Genomic DNA, 16,550 nt, shown 5'->3' with positions numbered 1-16,550 from the left:
AGAAGACGAGACCGCCGAGGTGGCCCGATCAGTGGTGGGCCGATGTTCCGCTGCCGTGGGGCGGGTAGGGATTATCCTGGACGTACAGCCACGTACCATTCGGCTGCTCTTGTACGGTGTCGCAGAAACTCCCGGTGAAGCTCTCGCGGGTACCATCCGGCCCGGTCTGCTCCAGGGAATAGTCGCCCATTATGGCTGCCGTACGGCCACGTACTTTCTCACCTGTGCGCTTGCCTCCCGCCAGCACAGTTTGGCGAGGGTTGACCGTGAGCACCGGATCCGACTTGAACCACTCGACGTAGAACTCCCGTATTTCCTTGTGGCCCCTGACAATCGATCCGTCGTAATCGACAATCGCCGCTTCGGGCTCATGGAGAGCGATGATTCCGTCCACGTCCTTGGCCTTGATCCGCTCGCCCAGGAACTCCAGCAACTGGGCGGGGGTCTTGGCGGCGGCCCGCGCACCGCTGATATCCGCGGAGGTCGTGGTGGCAGTTGAGTTGCTCGCGGCCGGCGACGCATTCGTCGTCTCGGCCTGGAGGATGAAGGTGGGGCCGACGAGGCTCCCAGCCGTCAGCAAAACGGCCGTGGCAGCGATCGGCAACGTGCGCATGATCCTATTCATGACATCTCCCCCAAACTGGAGATGGCAACCAGGTAAATGCAACGCGTCTGCAGCGTTGGACCCTCGGCCCCTGCTCCTCGAGGGAATACCGCGATCCGTTTGCTGCGGAATACCGCGATCCGTTTTCTGGCGGGTGTGGTCTCACCGGCCCCCGTTTGCCATCCCGTCCCCGTGATGGCAGTCATATAATCGTCCGAGGTTGACCTCTGTCAAGTCCTGGAGAAATGCGGCGGGTGTCAATGTTTGGCTTTTCCGGCCGTGCAGTCGTAAACCACCTTGGCGGCTGTAGTTCTTGATCGTTGATGCGTTCGTGCTGGTCAGCGGCGCGGTTTTTGAGGCTCTTCGCAGACGGGGGTGTATTGCTGGCGCGTCGCTCGCTGGGTGGTTGAGTCGATCCGAGCACTGGGTCCGGCGTGGGAGGTCGAGCATGTCGGTTCCACCTCCGTCCCCCAGGCCAGCCGCGTGCCGCGGTGACAGATAGCGCGACAACCAACAGGGCTTCGGGCGCTCCGCAAGGTGCTGTAGATCCACCGAACGGTGGAGGCGCGAATCAACCCAAGCTCAGACGCTACGGTCGATGTGGCGGCGTGCGGGGCGCCCGTAACTTCGCGGTATGACCGCATTGGAAGTGCGCCATCTGCACAAGCGCTACGGGCGGCACGTTGCCGTCGACGACGTCTCCTTCACCGTTGAAGAGGGGGAGATCTTCGGCATCATCGGGCCCAACGGCGCCGGCAAGACTACAACCGTCGAGAGCATCGCCGGCCTGCGAACGCCCGACTCGGGCTCGATCTCTTTGCTGGGACTCGACCCGATCAAGGACCGGGCGGAGGTGCGTGAGCGACTCGGCGTGCAACTGCAGGAGAGCAGCTTCCCGGACGCGATCAAGGTCGCCGAAGCCCTCGAGCTCTACAGCTCCTTCTACCGGAACCCCGCCGACCGGCGCGGGCTCATGGAGCTCCTTGGTCTCGCTGAGAAGCGCAACACGCAGTACAAGGCTCTCTCGGGCGGGCAGAAGCAGCGGCTTTCGATCGCACTCGCTCTGGTCGGCAATCCGAAGGTCGCGATTCTCGACGAGCTCACGACGGGACTGGACCCGCAGGCGAGGCGCGACACCTGGAGCCTCGTTGAGCGGGTTCGTGACACGGGCGTCACGATCCTCCTTGTCACGCACTTCATGGATGAGGCGGAGCGTCTCAGCGACCGGATCGCCGTCATCGACGGTGGCCGGGTTGCTGCGGTGGATACGCCCGCAGGGCTGATTACGCGGTCGAGCGCGGTGCAGCAGGTCCGGTTCCGCGTGAGTCAACCGCTGGACAAGAGTGTCCTGACCGAGCTTCCCGACGTGACCCATGTCGAGATCACCGAGGGCCGCTGGCTGGTCACCGGCAGGGGACAGCTTCTGAGCAGCGTCGCAGGGGCTCTCGCCAGAGCGCAGGTCGTGGCGGAGGATTGGGACGCGCCCCGGAGTCCCCGGAACCCTCCGAGAGGAGGGGTGACTGATGCGTGCTCTTCTGAAGATGGTCAAGGTCGAGACGAATCTCTTCCTTCGAGACCCTGCCACCGTCATCTTCGGTGTGCTGTTCCCGGCGGGACTCCTGGCGTCACGTGAGCAGGCGACGGCGGTAGCCCTCGGCCACCGCCGAGGCTCGATCACGAACGCCGAGTTTGTCGTAGATGTGTTGCAGATGGGTCTTGATGCTCGCTTCGGTTCAGAGGGTCGAACTCCACATGTCGGCCGGAGTGGGTGACCGGCTGGAACGCCACGGACCGTACGGCGGGGTGGTCGATGCCGTACTCGATGATCGCGCCGAGTTCGTGCTCGTTCAGGCCGCGTTCGACCGCCGCGACGAGGGTGACGGTCAGACCGGCCTCCGCGCAGTTGTCCAGGGCCCGCTGCTTGAGCGTCCGCAGGTCCCGGCCCCTGATCTCAAGGTGGGTACGTTCGTCGAAGCCGTCGAACTGCAGGTAGACGTTCACCGACCGGCCCGCCACCCGGTTGCGTTTGCCGAGCTCGGCGACGAAGGTCTTGTCGGTGGCCAGGCGGATGCCGTTGGTGTTGAGGTTGACGTTCTTGACGGGGCGGGCCTGAGCGAGGTCGATGAAGTCGAGGATGTGCTTGTGGATGGTGGGCTCGCCGCCGGAGAACATCACCACCTCCGCCTCCCCCTCCGAGGCGACGAAGGCGTCGAGCATCCGCTCGCACTGCTCGTGGGTGATCGCATAACCGTCGCTCTGGTGGCCGGAGTCGGCGAAGCAGATCGGGCAGTCCAGGTTGCAGCCGGTGTTGACCTCGATGATCCCCAGGCAGGCGTGCTGCTTGTGCTCCGGGCACAGCCCGCAGTCCGACGGACAGCCGTCCTTCACCTCGGTCTGGAAGGTGAGCGGGATCGTGCCGGGCTTGTTGAACCGGGCCGAGGACAGGTACTCCTCGGCGTCCCCGTACACCAGCGCCTCGAACTCACCGTGCTCACGGCAGCGTTTACGCAAGTACACCTTGCTGTCATGGATGTTGACCTGCGCGTCAACGGGCGTCTTGCACATCGGGCAGATCGACTTGGTGAACTCCACGAACACCTCGTCGCGGTCCACCTTGCGCCGGGGCGCGGGTGTCTGGGTCACGCGGAACACCTCCATAGATCGGCTTCCTTCACTCACCGGGCAACGTCACGGTCTGCGATGTCGCCCGAGTGCCACGCAGGTGAGGCCGGGATCGTCGGGCAGCAGTCGTCTGGCCCGGCGCCCCGGCGGCGAAGGGCCCGGCAGTGCAGGGTGTAGCCGGCGCCGGCGAAAAGGATGACCGCGCCGACGGAGATCAGCCACCCATTGGCCAGGACCCCGCCGAGGGCGCTGAGTGCTCCGCCGGCGACGAGCAGGGGGCCCGCACAGCACACCATCACCAGCAGCGCGGCACCCACGGCCGCCGCCAGGCCACCGAGACCGGAACGCTCACGGGATGACGACACGGCGGCTCGCCTCCTCCCGGTCGCCGTGCGAGGGGGCCGACGCCGTGCGGGCGGAGCGGACCAGCAAGGCGGCGTAGAGCAGGATCAGGGCGTCCTGGAGCAGCACGAACCAGCTCAGCCGCTGGGACAGGTAGATCCCGAAGCAGCCGCAGTTGTCCACTGCCAGGCCCCGGGCGTACGCCTGCACCGCCAGCAGCGACCACACCACCGACACGCCCGTGTACACCCACACCGGCGCCAGGGCCTTCGACCGCGGCCGGGCCAGAAACCAGATCCCGCACACCAGCTCGCCCGCGATCAGCGCCACGGCCAGCATCGTCGCGGCGCCCCCGATCACCAGCCCGTATGCGGACAGAATCTGCGACATGTGCCCGAAGGAGGCGATCTGGCCCAGGGCCATCGCCGTGTACACCGTCCCGAGCACGATCCTCAGCACCATGATCCGACCGTAGGCCGCTGGGGAGGGCGAGAACTGTAAGCGCGCTCACCGAACCACCCTCTCGCCTCCGGCGATCGAAGGTGCGAAGCGGTGTTCGCCACCGCGCGAGCCCGCGTCCCGAGGAATCGGGAGGTGGCAGGTGAACAGTCAGCAAGCCCACCGCCCGCCACGGCGGCAGCGGGATCCCCGCCATCGACAAGCCCCGCTTCGTCCCAGCCGACGCCGACTTCCTCTCGGAGGACGAGCCGGTGTTCGGCCTGCGGTATCGGGGCGAGGTGAGGGCGTACCCGCAGCAGGTGCTGGTGTGGTACGACCCGGACGGACGCACAAGAACTGCGGAAACCGTCACGGCGGCGATCGCGGCAGCGACCGGCACGGCCGGAACCTGACGCGCTCCGCCCCGCAGGAGCCGCAGGGCCCGGCCCGCCGGTCTGCCGCTCAGCCGGGGGCCGCGCGCCGCTCCGCCTCCTGCTTGACCGCCTCCAGTGTGGCCGCGACGGCCGCCTCCCAGCGCGGGGCGACCGCATCGCCCCACCATCGGCCCAGCGCCCACAGGTCGGTGCCCAGCTCGCCGCGGTACACCAGCCGTGTACCCCCCTGCTCCTCGGTGAGTTCAAACGTCTCGGTGACCGCCGGGACGGGCCCGCGCACCAAGCGGAAATCGACACGCTCCGGCCGGGCGAACCGCACGGTCTCCACCGTCGTCGCCGTCAGCCGCCCGCCCAGGACGGGGGTGCGGTGTGCGGCGAGCACCATGTCGCTGCCCTGCTCCAGCACCGTGACCTTCTCGCGCATGGCCCGGGTCGCTCGGCCGAGATAGGGCTGAGCGATCACCTCGAAGACCGCCTCGCGCGGTGCGGCGATGTCGACGCTTCGCGGGCCGAGCGGGCGCGTGCGCCGGCCCACCCCGAGATCGAGCGGCACCGCTCCGGTCACCAGCCCCAGATACCCGGCCGCCACGCCCGTGCCGGCCGCGGTCACCGCCGCCAGAGCACCGATCCGCACCATCGCCCCGACCTCTCCACACGTCCGTCCCTGTCTCCCGTCCGACGCTAGGGCCTGTCGTTTGGATCATGCCGCAGACGCGGGGTCTGGCACGCACCTCTGCGGCGTTGTCGTCGGTTGCCGACTCCCCCAAGCTCTCGACTTCGCTCGAGCAAGGGGGGACCCCCATCGCGTCGACGCCCTCCTCCGCCTTGCAGAGGCACGCACCAGACCCCGCTCGCCGGCACCGAGCAGAACAGTCGCTTCCCTGCGACCTGATCCAAACGACAGACCCTAGGCCGGTCATCCCCGCCGATCAGTGAGCGCGCTCACCTTCCTCCCGGCGCGTCGGCCCCTACCCTGAGCGCCATCACCCGGTGGAGAACGGAGGAGCGTGGAGCCCGTATCCGACATGGCCGACAGCCGCGCCGCCACGAACGCACTGCTGGCCGGTCTGCGTGAACACAACCTCGCCCCGGCCGCCGTCGTGCGCTTCCTCGGGCACGCCGCACGCCGGTCGCTGATCCAGGCCGTCCGGCGCCCGCGGGCCCTGGCCGAGCTCACCGCCCTGCACGGCGCCATGTACCTGCTGGCGGCGGGCAGGCGGCCCGGACGGCGCTGGGTGGCCGCTGGCTGGGTCCTGGCCGTCCTGCACCTGGGGCTGCTGGAGCACCGCACCCGCCTTGCCACGGCAGACTTGCTGACGCTGATGCGCGCCAACCTCCCCGCCCTGCCCGGCGGGGCCGGCCGTGCCTCCGGAGTGCTGGCGATCGGCCTGGATCTCGCCGACGGACGCCTCGCCCGCCGGCAGGGCACGACCTCCCCCTTCGGGGAGTACGCCGACACCTTCGCCGATGCCGCCTACTGGACGTGGCTCACTCTGCGCCACGAACCCAGCCGCGCCGTGCGGATGGCGGCGGTCGCCTCCTGGGCGCTCCCTGTCGTCACCGTCACCGGCCTCGCACTGCGCCGCGGCGCCATGCCCGAACGGCCCCGCCCCGTCCTGCTGCGGCCGGCCGCCGCCCTTTAGGCCGTCGTCGCCCTCCGGCACCTCACCCGCCGCTGACCGCCTTGGTCACTTCCCGCCGTCCTCCGGCGCGTCCGGCTCCGGCGTGCCCTCCACGCGTAGGCCCCGCCAGAACGCCACATGGTCCTTGATCTTCCGGGCCAGGGGGCTGGCCATGTCATTTGGTGAGCCAGCGGAAGCAGACGAGGGTGCAGGCGGCGGCATCCGGCCGGCCAGGAGGCGGTGCGTTCGATCGTCCAGCGGTGGCGGCCCAGGCGGCTCGAGGACTCCATGTCCTTGCGGGTGACGCCGGGTTTGCGGGGCCAACGACGCGGGTGGTCGTAGTCGTAACCCTTGTCGGCGTGGAGCTTGGCCGGCCGGCGTCGGCGCGGACCGCGGCGGGAGCGGGGCGGCAGGGATTCCGCAGACGTTCCATGGCCTGGCTGTCGTGCTCGTTCGTGCCGGACCAGTCATGCGGTCCGCGTGCAGTGGCCCTGCGCCTGCTGCCTTGGGAGGAGCTGGCCACTGCGCCCGGGAGCCAACAGCGTTACGTGGTGGAAGGGCCGGGGAGTTCCGTTACCGCCGATTCCGGAGATCCCCATGGTTCCTCCAGTGCGGCCCGAAGTGCGGTGACGGTATCCGCACCGACGCGCCCGGCGAGCGCGGCTTCGAGCCCGGCCAGCATCTGCATCGTCTCAGCGCGGCGCCGGACGCCGGCCGCCGAGAGGAGCACCAGCTTCGACCGGGCGGAGTGCGGATCGCTCTCGACGGTCACCACGCCCATGGCGACAAGTTCATGGACCCACTGGTGCGCAGTCGGGGCGCTGACGCCCAGACGCCGAGCCAGCTCGGCGATGCTCGCCCCCTCCGACGGGAGCTGACTCAGCAGGGTCACGTGTGCCGCACTGATGGCCGACCCGTCTCCCTGTGCCTCGAACGCAGTGGTCAGGGCGGCTCGGAACCAGTTGTGTGCGCGCCACAGCAGCCGGATGAGCGGCTCGGGTTCAGGCGGGGAGGAGGGCATGTGGTTCTGCTTTCACGGTGGGGCGGTCGGTTTGGCGCGGTCTGCCGATCGTAAGCCGGTCAGGTCTGGTGCCCAACATCACCGGAGCTTCCGGGACAACCCTTCATTAGGTAGCCTACGAGTAGGTTACCTAATGGTTGAGGCATCTCCACCGCCCGACCCATGCCCCTGATTCCCGTAAACCGATGGAAAGGCATGACGATGACGACAGGATCGTCTGAATCCCCCCTCGTCGCGGCCACCTCGCGGCGGCGTCTGCTGGCCGCCGCAGCCGGCGCCACCGCCGGCACGGCAGCCCTCACGGCCCCGCCCGCCGCCGCCCAGGCCGCCACCTCCGCGTCGGCCGGGACCGCCGCCGGCCGCCCGGGGCGCGGCATGAAGGTGATCGCGGTCGAAGAGGCGTTCTCCGTTCCGGAGTTGATCCCGTGGCCGGGCGAGGCCCGTATGCCTGCCGGCTGGGGGCAGGAGTGGGGGCGTCGGCTCGCCGACTTCACGGAGTTGCGGCTGGCGGACATGGATGAGCATGGGGTGGACATGCAGGTCCTGTCGCTCACCTCACCCGGCGTGGAGGCCATCGAGGACCCCTCCGAGGCCGTGGCCACGGCCCGCCGGGTCAACGACCGCCTGGCCGAAGTGGTCGCCGCCCACCCGACACGGTTCGCCGGCTTCGCCACCCTGCCGTTGCAGGACCCGCAGGCCGCCGTGGTCGAACTGCGCCGGGCGGTGGAGCAACTCGGCCTCAAGGGAGTCCTGCACAACGACCACGTTCTAGGCCACTACCTCGACGAGCCGCAGTTCCGGCCGGTGTGGGCCGAACTTGAACGGCTCGGCGTGACGCTCTACATCCATCCCGCGCTCTTCCCCGCCGATCAGTGGCGGGTGTTCCAGGGGCATCCCGTGCTGAGCGGGCCGTCCTGGGGATGGACAGCGCAGGTCGGCGCCCACGCACTTCGCCTGATCTACGGTGGAGTGTTCGACGAGTTCCCCGGGGCCTCGGTGACGCTGGGGCACATGGGAGAACTGCTTCCTTTCCAGCTGGCCCGGCTCGACAGCCGCTACCACCAGGCCGATCCCAAGAGCAGGCCACGGCAACTGCCCTCCCACTACCTGCGGCACAACCTCTACGCGACCACCAGCGGCGTCTTCTCCCACGCGGCCCTCCTCGGAGCCGTCCACGCCATCGGCGCCGACCGGCTGCTGTTCGCCGTCGACTACCCCTACGAATCAACGGCCGAGGCGGTCGAGTTCCTCCGCTCAGCGCCGTTCTCCCGTGCCGACCTCGAACGCATCGCACACCGCAACGCGGCGCACCTGCTGAACCTCTGATCAAGAAGGCAGCAGGTAAGGAGTGTGGCTGGGCCGACGGCGCATACATGTGCCGTCGGCCCAGCCCCGCGAGCACCGGCACCGGGTGCTCGGTCCTGAGCCCACAGGATCCGCCCGCACGTCGATGGCGCTTTGCGCCACTTGGGCATCCGCCAGACTTCAAACGGTGATGCTTGTCCGGCTGGGCGCGACTTCCGTCGGGCAGGGCCTGGCCCACCGCGCCGACAGCCGCAAGAACGAACCCTCGGACGAAACGGCCGAGTCACTGCGAGGTCTCGATGCCCCTGCGGGCGATGCGGGACAGGCCGGTCCGCTCCGTAATCAAATGGATCTTTGATCTGTACTTGCCCCGGTCTACAGGGTTCGGACCTGTCAGGTCCGGGTGGCCTCCGCCGCAGCGGCCGCTCGCAGACCTCCCGGAATTACTTCCGCCCGCCGTACAACCCTCGGTGTCCCCCGCGAGTCTCCTTAGGGCCTCCCCCCGCTTCATTTCGCACATGCCATCTGACATTTGGCACACTCGGAGCGTTCATAGTGATAACCGGCATCAAGGGCGTACGTATCCGCAGAGCCGCAGCTGTCGCCGGCGCCACCGGCGCGCTGCTCGCGGGCGGCGCCCTGACCGCGCCCGCGCAGGCGGCGACCGCGCCCTCGGTCAGCGCCAAGGGCGCGTTCATGCTCAACAGCGCGACGGGCTCCACGCTCTACAGCAAGTACGCCGACACCAAGCGGCCCATGGCGAGCACCACCAAGATCATGACGGCTCGCGTCGTGCTGAGCACCCCCGACCTGAACCTCGACCGGAAGGTCACCATCAAGCAGGCTTACCGGGACTACGTCACTGCCAAGGGCGCGAGCACCGCGGATCTCAAGACCGGCGACAAGGTCACCATCCGCCAGTTGCTCCATGCGATGCTGCTGCCGTCCGGCTGCGACGCCGCGATGGCCCTCGCGGACACCTTCGGCACCGGTACGACCATCTCGGCGCGGACCAAGTCGTTCATCAGCAAGATGAACGCCAAGGCGGACACCCTGGGCCTGACCAACACGCACTTCGACTCGTTCGACGGCAACTCGACGCAGAACACGAACTACACGACGCCGCGCGACCTCGCCAAGCTCGCGCGCAGCGCGATGAAGTACTCGACGTTCGCGGGCATCGTGAAGAAGCCGAAGACCGTGCAGTACGCGACGACGAGCACCGGCGGCACCCGCACGTACACCTGGTACAACACCAACCAGCTGCTGGGCTCATACAGCGGCGCGATCGGGGTGAAGACGGGCACCAACACGCCGTCCGGCCCCTGCCTCGTCTTCGCCGCGACCCGCAACGAGAAGACGGTCATCGGCGTGCTCCTCAACGACCAGTACCGCTACACGGACGCCGCCAAGTTGCTGGACTACGCCTTCGGCACCAGCTCGGCGAGCACCATGCGGCTGCGCACCCTGCCGACGGGCGCACAGAGGGACTGACGTGGGCTGACGCGCACTCGAAGAACGCTGGTGGGTACCGGCGCGGGCAGGAGCACCCTCGGTAGCTCGCTGGGCTCACACCCAGGCCCCAGGTTCAGAACCTGCCCCCGCCGCCACCACGCAGGCGCCCTCGAGATGGCCCGTACTACGACGTGCTGGTACTCCCCTCAGCGTGGGCGGTGCGTTGCCAGCCAGAGGCAGACCATGGGCGGGACGGCGCTGCCGATGCCCACGATCAGGGCGGTGGCCGCGAGCGGCTCGTCGAGGGTGGGCAGCGCAGCAGTCACCGGACCCATGGTGGTGGTCGGTACGGTGACCTCGCACCCCCTCTCCGTCATGGTGGAGCCGCCGCCCTCGACCCCGAGGCCGTACGCATGGTCCATGCACTCACGGGTCCCGACGACATCGGCGCCGAGCCACAGCACGCCGGCCAGCGCGGCGACCAGCAGCGAGCCGAGCAGCCCGGCCCTGCGCAGGACGCGGCTGGGGTCCGGGGCGTTGCGGTCTGGTGCGGTCATGCGGTGATCATCTCCGGAAGTGGCTGTCAGCGGTTGGCCGGGCAGGCGTACGTGCCGCGGGAATTGCCCACAAGGGGCTCGGTGCCGGTGCCGGTGCCGGGCCGGTCGTAGTTGAGGCCCATGTACGAGCTTCCGGGGTCCATGCCCATGTCGTTGCGGCCGTTGCTCAGCTTGTGGGTGCCCAGGTCGTACTGCGAGGGGGACTTGGTGCCCTGCCGCAGGATCGTACGTCGGCCAGGTGGATGCCCACTGCGGTGGCCCACTTCGTCGATCGGCCCGCAGGTCGGCGCCTGGAGACGCCCGCCGCAGCGCGGGCGGACCTCCGACAGGAACGACAGGTCCGGCCTTTGGCCCAGTGCCCCGGGCAGTGCCACCGCGGCCGGCCCCACTGGTGAACGGGTCCAGCCGGTCGTCGGTGTGCTACGTGTCTACTTCTCCCAGATCCTGCGGTAAGCCTCGCGGTAGCCCTCGGAGTCCCAGGACAGTGCGCCGCCGCTGGTGGCGGCGGTGGTGACGTGGACGGGGGCGACGTATCCGCTGGCCGACTTGCCGGCGAAGGAACGGTTGAACTCGTCGATGATCTGCCAACCCTGTTCGGACAGCGGTTCGGGCACGGTGGCGGCCTGGAACTCCTTGCCGTTGATGCGCTGGAAGGCCGAGGGGTCGCCGTCACCGGCCCCGATGTTGAACGGGGCGCCGTCGCCCTGCCTGCCTGCGGCACGCAGGGCGTGGCCCGCGTGGTCGAAGTACAGGTCGTTGATGGCGGCGGAATGGGTCCACCTGTCGCCGAAGCGGGAGGCCAGGGAGGAGACCCTCTTGGTGGTGAGGCTGCCCGCCTGCGGGATGGGGACGTTCTCGTAGCTCAGCAGCTCGACGCCGGAGCAGGTGGCGAGTTCCTTCTTGATCAGATCCGACTTGCGCTTGGCGAAGGGGATCGAGGCGTCGGTGAACAGGACGACGCCCGCGCGACCGTTGGACCGGGCGATGATCCAATCGGCGCTGATCTTCGCGACCTCCTCGACCCTGGTGGTGATGTTGCTGAACAGCTTCGGATTCTCACTGGGGCCGGGAGCCGCGACGGCGTGCCAGCCGATCAGCGGGATGCCGTCCGCGGTCGCCTGCTCGACCTGTGCGGCGGTGGAGGTGGGATCGAAGCCGCCGATGACGATGCCGTCGGGCTTGAGGGCCAGGGCCTCGGCGAAGGCGGCCTTGATTCCGGCGGGCGTGCCCTGGCCGTTGAGGGTGCGGACACGCCAGTCGATGACGCCGGCGGCTTCCCGGACGCCCTTGGCGACGCCCGCCACGCCGGGATTGGTCAGGGTCTGGGCGATGTAGACGATGGTCTTGTCGGGGACGGCTCGGGGCCCGCTGGTCGGCCCGGACCAGGGGGCGTTGACGTCCTCGGCCGTATTGACGGCCCGCTTGGCCTCGGCGAGGGCGGTGGGGCAGCCGGCTCTGGACGAGCCGCTGGGGGAGGCGGCGACGGATCCGCCGGTGGTGGAACCGCTCTCGCAGCCGGTGGCGAGGGTGATGGCGGCCGAGGCCAGGAGAGCGGTGGCCGTCACGGCCGCCTTGCGGGTGGGGTGCACGGGGTCTCCAACACGGTGCGAAGAGAGGGCAGGGCTGGGTGGGGAGGCGGGGCGTGGGGTCGGCGACGGTTCCCGCGCGTGGCCGCTGTCGTGAGGATCAGGCCGGCGACGGGAGGAGAGGCACGCGAGGCCGGCGGGCGGTGATGCCCGGCGGTGGCTCGGGGCGGCAGCGCGTGCCCGAGTCGAGGGGCGCGTTCGACTGGTCGGTCCGCGTCAACGTCCGCCCTGAGCACGGTGGATCGATCAGCGGTGTGCAGTACGACGAGCGCCTCATCGGGCGAAGCATTGCACTCGGGAGATACTTCGCAAACATTCCGTCATTGACTCTTTATGACCCAAACTTTGTCATGTCATGGTAAAGGCGATACTCTCGCTCAGCTGGTTCCAGACACCTGGCGCGATCTCTTCGTTCCTATCAGCGATGAAGGCCGCGAAAGTGTCACGTCCGGTGCCGGCCGGTCGGCGGTCCGTGAACACGACGTCCCCGTCACCGCTCAGCAACACGTCGAAGGAGGCCCGGGTGTCCGCCACCACAGGGAACCCGCCGCACGCACCGGACCCGCCCAGGCATGCCCGCCGGACTCCGCGGTTTCGCCGCAAGGTGGCGACCGATCTCGACCGGTGGCCCTTCCGGCGTAAGCTCAACGTCCTGGTGATCGCGCCCATCGCGGTCGTCGGCGTACTGCTCGGCGTCGGCGCCTACGGCCAGGTGCAGCATGCCCGGGACGCGGGCCGGATCGCGGACCTGGTGCGCGACAGTGAACAGGTCGCGCAGCTCATCAACGACATACAGGCCGAACACCGGCAGGCGCTCCTGCTCTCCGTGCAGTACGACTCGGCCCGCCCCGGAGTCCCGCTGCCGCCGACCACCGACTACCGTCGGGCACAGCGGAGCACCGACGCGCAGGTCGCCGCCGTGCGTTCGGCGTTCGCCTCCGGCCTGCCGCCTGAGGAGGCGCAGGCGTTCGACTACATCCGCGGCCTCGGCGTCCTGCGCGAGAAGCTCGAACGTGGCTATGTCCCCGCCGCCAACATCGACCCCGCGTACGCCTCCGCGGTCGAGTACCTGATCGACGGCATCGGCCTGGGGCGCTACTTGGGCACCTCGTCGTCCTCGGTCGTGACACTCCTGGACACGGTGCTGCGCGCCGACGCCTCCCACGCGGCCTTCGAGAGCGCCGTGTTCTCCGCCCAGACCAGGGACGCCAACGCCCTCACCGAGTACAGCCGGGCGGTCGGCGCTCGCAAGCTCTACGACCACCAGTTGGACCGGTTCGAGGGCATCGCCACACCGGCGCAGGTCCTGCGCATGGACGGCATCCGGCGCGGCGCCGAACAGTACGGTGTCGAAGCCCGGTTCGCGGAGCTCCAGATCGATCCCGGGGCCCTGCAGGGCCAGACGCCGACGCAGCTCCGCAAGGCGATCGCCGACGGGACCCGGCAGTCCGAAGCCCGACTCGGCATCACCAGGTCGCTGATCGAGCAGACCGCCGCCCGGGCCGACGCCGTCTCCGCGGATGCCCTGCGGAACGCCATCTACCTGCTTGGTCTGACCCTGCTCGGCTTCGCCGCCTGGCTGACCTTCTGCGTCCTGATCCGGCGTTCGGTCGTGCGCCCCCTGGAGGCCCTGACCCGCTCCGCCCAGGAGGTGGTCGACGTGGCGGGCGAGGAACTCGCCCGGGTCTCCGACGACGAGTCCGCCGACAGCACCCCCCTGCGGCCGAGGTCGATCCCGGTCCCGGTCCGTGACGAGATCGGCGAACTGGCCGGGGCGTTCAACCAGGTTCAGGTCGCCGCCGCCCAGCTGCTGGAGCGGCAGGTGCTCAGCCGGCGCAACGTCGCCGAGATGTTCGGCAACGTCGGCCGACGGGTAAGCAATCTGACGACACGTCAGCTCATGCTGATCGACGCCGTCGAACGCGAGGAGACCGACCCCGAACTGCTCGAACGGCTGTACAGCATCGACCACATCGCCGTACGCCTCCAGCGCAACGCCGACAGCCTGATGCTGCTCGCCGGAATCCGGGAGACCGGCGTCGAGGCCCGGCCGACCCCCCTGGCAAACGTCATCAGGGCGTCGCTCGGCCAGATCGAGGGCTACCAGCGGGTGTCTCTGCGGTCCGAGACGGAGGCCACCGTCGCGCCCGACATCGTCGGTGACCTGACGCTGATGCTCGCCGAACTGCTGGAGAACGCGGTCGCGTTCTCGCCCTCCCACACGCCCGTCGAGGTGGCCGTCCGCCCCGGGACCGACGTCACCGAGGACGGCGGGGCGCTGATCGAGGTCATCGACCACGGCCTCGGCATGAGCACGGAGCGCCTCGCCGAGGAGAACGCCCGGCTCGTGCGCCGGGAACGGCTCGACCTCGTGCCGACCAGGGTGCTCGGCCTCTTCGCGGTCGGCAGTCTTGCCCGGCGGTGGGGAGTGCGCGTGTCGCTGAGCCGTACGCCGGGCGGCGGGGTCACCGCAACAGTCTGGCTCCCCGCCTCGCTCCTGCTGACCATGAGTCCCGAGGACCCCGAGGACCCCGAGGACCCCGAGGACCCCGAGGACCCCGAGCAGCCCGTGGACACGGGCCCGATCGGAGCCGTGGCGGCGCTCCCGGTGAGGACCGGGCAGGAGACCGCCGCGCCCGCGCCGTCGCGCCTACCGGTCTCCGCCCCCGATGTCACCGAGCGGTCGGCGGCCCCCTCGTCGCACGACGCGCTTCCCCGGCGCCTGCCGACGCGCACCGGCGCGGGACCGACCACCGCGGAACGGACCGTCGAGGACGCCGGCGGGGAGCGGACGGCCGCCTCGGGCGAACAGCGTGCCGCACAGGACTCACGGCCGCTGCGGCGGCGGGTACGGGGCGCGACACTCGCCATGACCTCTTCGCGGGCGGACCGGGGGGCGTCGACGGTGCGGCAGCCCGCCGACGCCGAGGCCGTCCGCTCGGAGCTCGACGAGTTCGAGGCAGCCGTACGCAGGGCAGAGCAGGACAGTGCTCACGCCCGGACGAAACCAGCACCATCGCACCACCAGCAATCCCAGAAGGAGTCCGGCAGTGACCACGTCGACAGCTGACAGCAGTTCCGAGCGGCCGGAACCCACCGATCTGCGAGCCGCCGCGGCCGATTTCACCTGGCTGCTCGACCGGTTCGCCACGGAGACCGCCGGTGTGGTCGACGCCATCGCCGTGTCGTCCGACGGCCTGCTGATCGCCGTCTCCCAGCTGCGTGAGCACGCCGACTCCGAGCGGCTCGCCGCGATCGTGTCCGGCCTGACGAGTCTCGCCGCGGGCGCCTCCGGCAACTACGGGCTCGGCAGCCTCAACAAGGTCATCATCGATCTGGAGGGCGGCCATGTGCTGGTGTCGGCCATCGGCTGCGGCGCCGTCCTGGGAGTGGTGACCTCCAAGGAGGCGAAGCTGGGCAACATCGCCTACGAGATGACTCTCTTCGCCAACCGGGCCGGGGCCGCGCTCACCCCCCAGCTGGTGCTGGAGCTGAAGAACAGTGTCGGCGCGGCCCCGGCCGGCTGACCGTCCCCCGCTCGGGGCACGGATACAGGCACTTCGGAAAGGGATCGTGATGGCCGTCGGCGGACCACCACACGACGCAGCGGGGCACGCCGGGGGTTCGCCGGATCCGGCCGCCGGCCGCGCCCCCGCGATCCGGCCGTTCCTGCTGACCGCAGGCCGGGTGTCGGGGGGCGGCGCGGCGTTGCCCATCCCGGTCGAGACCCAGGTCGTGTCGACCTCGGCCGGGCTCTGCGTCCTGCACTCGCTCACCTTCGAACATCACGACATCATCGCGGCCTGCCGGCGGCCGCAGTCGGTGGCGGAACTGGCCGCAGGGCTGCGACTGCACCTCAACGTGGTCCGCGTGCTGGCCGAGGACCTGCGTGCCGCAGGGCATCTGGCGGTCCACCGGCCGAACGCCGGGACCGCCCAGGATCTCTCCGTACTGCGAAGGGTTATCGATGGTCTTCGTGCCGTCCCCGACTCACGGGGGACACTCCGTGACACCAGTTGAACAGCCGCCGACGCCGGTCAAACTGGTCATCGCCGGCGGCTTCGGTGTCGGCAAGACCACGACCGTGGGCTCGATCTCCGAGATACGGCCGCTCACCACGGAGGCCGCGATCACCGAGGTCGCGGCAGGAGTGGACGATCTCACGCACACTCCGGGCAAGACCACCACCACGGTCGCCATGGACTTCGGCTGCATCACCATCGACCCGACGCTCAAGCTGTACCTGTTCGGTACCCCGGGCCAGGACCGGTTCGGCTTCATGTGGGACGACCTGGTGGAGGGCGCCCTCGGCGGTCTGGTGATCGTGGACACCCGCCGACTGGACGACTGCTACGCGGCGGTGGACTACTTCGAGCACAAGGACGTCCCCTTCGCGGTCGCCGTCAACGCCTTCGACGGGGAGGTCGAGCACGACCTCGACGAGGTGCGGTGGGCACTGGACATCGCCGAGCACGTTCCGCTGGTCGTCTTCGACGCACGGAAGACGGGCTCGGTCCGCGATGCTCTGCTGGTCGTACTGGAAGTCGCCCTGGCCCGGGCCGAAGCTGCCGTGGCCCCCTGAACGTGAACGCGTGCTCGGCAC

The 16,550-nt window shown here is 69.4% G+C and carries 18 protein-coding genes and 1 pseudogene; 9 read left to right on the top strand and 10 right to left on the bottom strand.

Annotation, left to right across the window (positions count from 1 at the left end; translation table 11 throughout):
• Nucleotides 1–28: 28 nt before the first annotated feature.
• Complete coding sequence (locus tag ACIBNA_RS34820) at nucleotides 29–625, bottom strand: YybH family protein (RefSeq protein WP_399169172.1); 597 nt, start codon at nucleotides 623–625, stop codon at nucleotides 29–31.
• A gap of 613 nt (nucleotides 626–1,238) precedes the next feature.
• Between ACIBNA_RS34820 and ACIBNA_RS34815 the strand changes: the two genes are divergently transcribed.
• Complete coding sequence (locus ACIBNA_RS34815) at nucleotides 1,239–2,237, top strand: ABC transporter ATP-binding protein (RefSeq protein ID WP_399169171.1); 999 nt, start codon at nucleotides 1,239–1,241, stop codon at nucleotides 2,235–2,237.
• Nucleotides 2,238–2,278: 41 nt separating this feature from the next.
• Here ACIBNA_RS34815 and ACIBNA_RS34810 read toward each other — a convergent pair whose 3' ends face one another.
• Genes ACIBNA_RS34810 through ACIBNA_RS34800 form a run of 3 tightly spaced genes read right to left on the bottom strand, consistent with a single transcriptional unit; the run spans nucleotide 2,279 to nucleotide 4,030 of the window.
• Complete coding sequence (locus ACIBNA_RS34810) at nucleotides 2,279–3,247, bottom strand: radical SAM protein (protein WP_399169170.1); 969 nt, start codon at nucleotides 3,245–3,247, stop codon at nucleotides 2,279–2,281.
• Between the two features lie 32 nt (nucleotides 3,248–3,279).
• A complete protein-coding gene (locus ACIBNA_RS34805) occupies nucleotides 3,280–3,591 on the bottom strand; it encodes a mercury transporter (protein WP_399169169.1) in 312 nt (103 codons plus the stop codon).
• The gene (locus ACIBNA_RS34800; RefSeq protein WP_399169168.1) at nucleotides 3,575–4,030 is read right to left on the bottom strand and encodes a MauE/DoxX family redox-associated membrane protein; all 456 of its coding nucleotides are present in this window, start codon (nucleotides 4,028–4,030) and stop codon (nucleotides 3,575–3,577) included. Before ACIBNA_RS34800 ends, ACIBNA_RS34805 begins: the two co-directional genes overlap by 17 nt.
• A gap of 182 nt (nucleotides 4,031–4,212) precedes the next feature.
• Between ACIBNA_RS34800 and ACIBNA_RS34795 the strand changes: the two genes are divergently transcribed.
• Nucleotides 4,213–4,419 carry a DUF3179 domain-containing (seleno)protein gene (locus ACIBNA_RS34795; RefSeq protein WP_399169203.1) on the top strand — a complete coding sequence of 69 codons (207 nt, stop codon included), beginning with the start codon at nucleotides 4,213–4,215 and terminating at the stop codon, nucleotides 4,417–4,419.
• A 49-nt stretch (nucleotides 4,420–4,468) separates the two neighbouring features.
• Here ACIBNA_RS34795 and ACIBNA_RS34790 read toward each other — a convergent pair whose 3' ends face one another.
• Nucleotides 4,469–5,038, bottom strand: coding sequence for an SRPBCC family protein (locus tag ACIBNA_RS34790; RefSeq protein ID WP_399169166.1), 570 nt, complete (start codon nucleotides 5,036–5,038; stop codon nucleotides 4,469–4,471).
• A gap of 370 nt (nucleotides 5,039–5,408) precedes the next feature.
• Here ACIBNA_RS34790 and ACIBNA_RS34785 point away from each other — a divergent pair, with 370 nt between their 5' ends.
• Complete coding sequence (locus ACIBNA_RS34785; protein WP_399169165.1) at nucleotides 5,409–6,044, top strand: CDP-alcohol phosphatidyltransferase family protein; 636 nt, start codon at nucleotides 5,409–5,411, stop codon at nucleotides 6,042–6,044.
• 179 nt (nucleotides 6,045–6,223) lie between these two features.
• On the opposite strand, the pseudogene ACIBNA_RS34780 reads toward ACIBNA_RS34785, so the two are convergent.
• A pseudogene (locus ACIBNA_RS34780) lies at nucleotides 6,224–6,486 on the bottom strand (IS5/IS1182 family transposase); the annotation flags it as partial.
• An 81-nt stretch (nucleotides 6,487–6,567) separates the two neighbouring features.
• The gene (locus tag ACIBNA_RS34775; protein WP_399169164.1) at nucleotides 6,568–7,044 is read right to left on the bottom strand and encodes a MarR family winged helix-turn-helix transcriptional regulator; all 477 of its coding nucleotides are present in this window, start codon (nucleotides 7,042–7,044) and stop codon (nucleotides 6,568–6,570) included.
• A gap of 195 nt (nucleotides 7,045–7,239) precedes the next feature.
• Here ACIBNA_RS34775 and ACIBNA_RS34770 point away from each other — a divergent pair, with 195 nt between their 5' ends.
• Together ACIBNA_RS34770 and ACIBNA_RS34765 are read left to right on the top strand one after the other, a co-directional pair.
• Nucleotides 7,240–8,370, top strand: coding sequence for an amidohydrolase family protein (locus tag ACIBNA_RS34770; RefSeq protein ID WP_399169163.1), 1,131 nt, complete (start codon nucleotides 7,240–7,242; stop codon nucleotides 8,368–8,370).
• A gap of 534 nt (nucleotides 8,371–8,904) precedes the next feature.
• Nucleotides 8,905–9,843: a D-alanyl-D-alanine carboxypeptidase family protein gene (locus ACIBNA_RS34765; RefSeq protein WP_399169162.1), complete on the top strand. Its 939-nt coding sequence runs from the start codon at nucleotides 8,905–8,907 to the stop codon at nucleotides 9,841–9,843.
• A gap of 167 nt (nucleotides 9,844–10,010) precedes the next feature.
• On the opposite strand, the gene ACIBNA_RS34760 is transcribed toward ACIBNA_RS34765, so the two are convergent.
• Genes ACIBNA_RS34760 through ACIBNA_RS34750 form a run of 3 tightly spaced genes read right to left on the bottom strand, consistent with a single transcriptional unit; the run spans nucleotide 10,011 to nucleotide 11,950 of the window.
• A complete protein-coding gene (locus ACIBNA_RS34760; protein ID WP_399169160.1) occupies nucleotides 10,011–10,361 on the bottom strand; it encodes a hypothetical protein in 351 nt (116 codons plus the stop codon).
• A 26-nt stretch (nucleotides 10,362–10,387) separates the two neighbouring features.
• The gene (locus ACIBNA_RS34755) at nucleotides 10,388–10,735 is read right to left on the bottom strand and encodes a hypothetical protein (RefSeq protein ID WP_399169159.1); all 348 of its coding nucleotides are present in this window, start codon (nucleotides 10,733–10,735) and stop codon (nucleotides 10,388–10,390) included.
• 54 nt (nucleotides 10,736–10,789) lie between these two features.
• On the bottom strand, nucleotides 10,790–11,950 hold the full coding sequence (locus ACIBNA_RS34750; protein WP_399169158.1) for a substrate-binding domain-containing protein: 1,161 nt from the start codon (nucleotides 11,948–11,950) through the stop codon (nucleotides 10,790–10,792).
• A gap of 520 nt (nucleotides 11,951–12,470) precedes the next feature.
• Here ACIBNA_RS34750 and ACIBNA_RS34745 point away from each other — a divergent pair.
• Genes ACIBNA_RS34745 through ACIBNA_RS34730 form a run of 4 tightly spaced genes read left to right on the top strand, consistent with a single transcriptional unit; the run spans nucleotide 12,471 to nucleotide 16,529 of the window.
• Nucleotides 12,471–15,017: an ATP-binding protein gene (locus ACIBNA_RS34745; protein ID WP_399169157.1), complete on the top strand. Its 2,547-nt coding sequence runs from the start codon at nucleotides 12,471–12,473 to the stop codon at nucleotides 15,015–15,017.
• Nucleotides 14,998–15,474, top strand: coding sequence for a roadblock/LC7 domain-containing protein (locus ACIBNA_RS34740; protein ID WP_059422253.1), 477 nt, complete (start codon nucleotides 14,998–15,000; stop codon nucleotides 15,472–15,474). Before ACIBNA_RS34745 ends, ACIBNA_RS34740 begins: the two co-directional genes overlap by 20 nt.
• Nucleotides 15,475–15,523: 49 nt before the next feature.
• Nucleotides 15,524–15,967 (top strand): DUF742 domain-containing protein, encoded by a 444-nt coding sequence (locus ACIBNA_RS34735; protein WP_399169156.1) that lies wholly within the window; start codon nucleotides 15,524–15,526, stop codon nucleotides 15,965–15,967.
• Nucleotides 15,915–16,529, top strand: a complete 615-nt coding sequence (locus ACIBNA_RS34730) for a GTP-binding protein (protein ID WP_399169155.1) — start codon at nucleotides 15,915–15,917, stop codon at nucleotides 16,527–16,529. Before ACIBNA_RS34735 ends, ACIBNA_RS34730 begins: the two co-directional genes overlap by 53 nt.
• Nucleotides 16,530–16,550 lie beyond the last annotated feature (21 nt).

Origin of the sequence: Streptomyces sp. NPDC050164, assembly GCF_044459945.1 — a bacterium.
Classification (GTDB): Bacteria; Actinomycetota; Actinomycetes; order Streptomycetales; family Streptomycetaceae; genus Streptomyces; species Streptomyces coeruleorubidus_A.
The sequence above is the reverse complement of the archived record's forward strand: the minus strand, read 5'-3'. Positions and strand labels throughout refer to the sequence as shown.

What these genes read in the sequence shown, in the direction of transcription:
- ACIBNA_RS34820 (WP_399169172.1), bottom strand. Translation starts at nt 625, where the DNA reads ATGAATAGGATCATGCGCACGTTGCCGATCGCTGCCACGGCCGTTTTG.
- ACIBNA_RS34815 (WP_399169171.1), top strand. Translation starts at nt 1,239, where the DNA reads ATGACCGCATTGGAAGTGCGCCATCTGCACAAGCGCTACGGGCGGCAC.
- ACIBNA_RS34800 (WP_399169168.1), bottom strand. Translation starts at nt 4,030, where the DNA reads ATGGTGCTGAGGATCGTGCTCGGGACGGTGTACACGGCGATGGCCCTG.
- ACIBNA_RS34790 (WP_399169166.1), bottom strand. Translation starts at nt 5,038, where the DNA reads ATGGTGCGGATCGGTGCTCTGGCGGCGGTGACCGCGGCCGGCACGGGC.
- ACIBNA_RS34775 (WP_399169164.1), bottom strand. Translation starts at nt 7,044, where the DNA reads ATGCCCTCCTCCCCGCCTGAACCCGAGCCGCTCATCCGGCTGCTGTGG.
- ACIBNA_RS34770 (WP_399169163.1), top strand. Translation starts at nt 7,240, where the DNA reads ATGACGATGACGACAGGATCGTCTGAATCCCCCCTCGTCGCGGCCACC.
- ACIBNA_RS34760 (WP_399169160.1), bottom strand. Translation starts at nt 10,361, where the DNA reads ATGACCGCACCAGACCGCAACGCCCCGGACCCCAGCCGCGTCCTGCGC.
- ACIBNA_RS34735 (WP_399169156.1), top strand. Translation starts at nt 15,524, where the DNA reads ATGGCCGTCGGCGGACCACCACACGACGCAGCGGGGCACGCCGGGGGT.
- ACIBNA_RS34730 (WP_399169155.1), top strand. Translation starts at nt 15,915, where the DNA reads ATGGTCTTCGTGCCGTCCCCGACTCACGGGGGACACTCCGTGACACCA.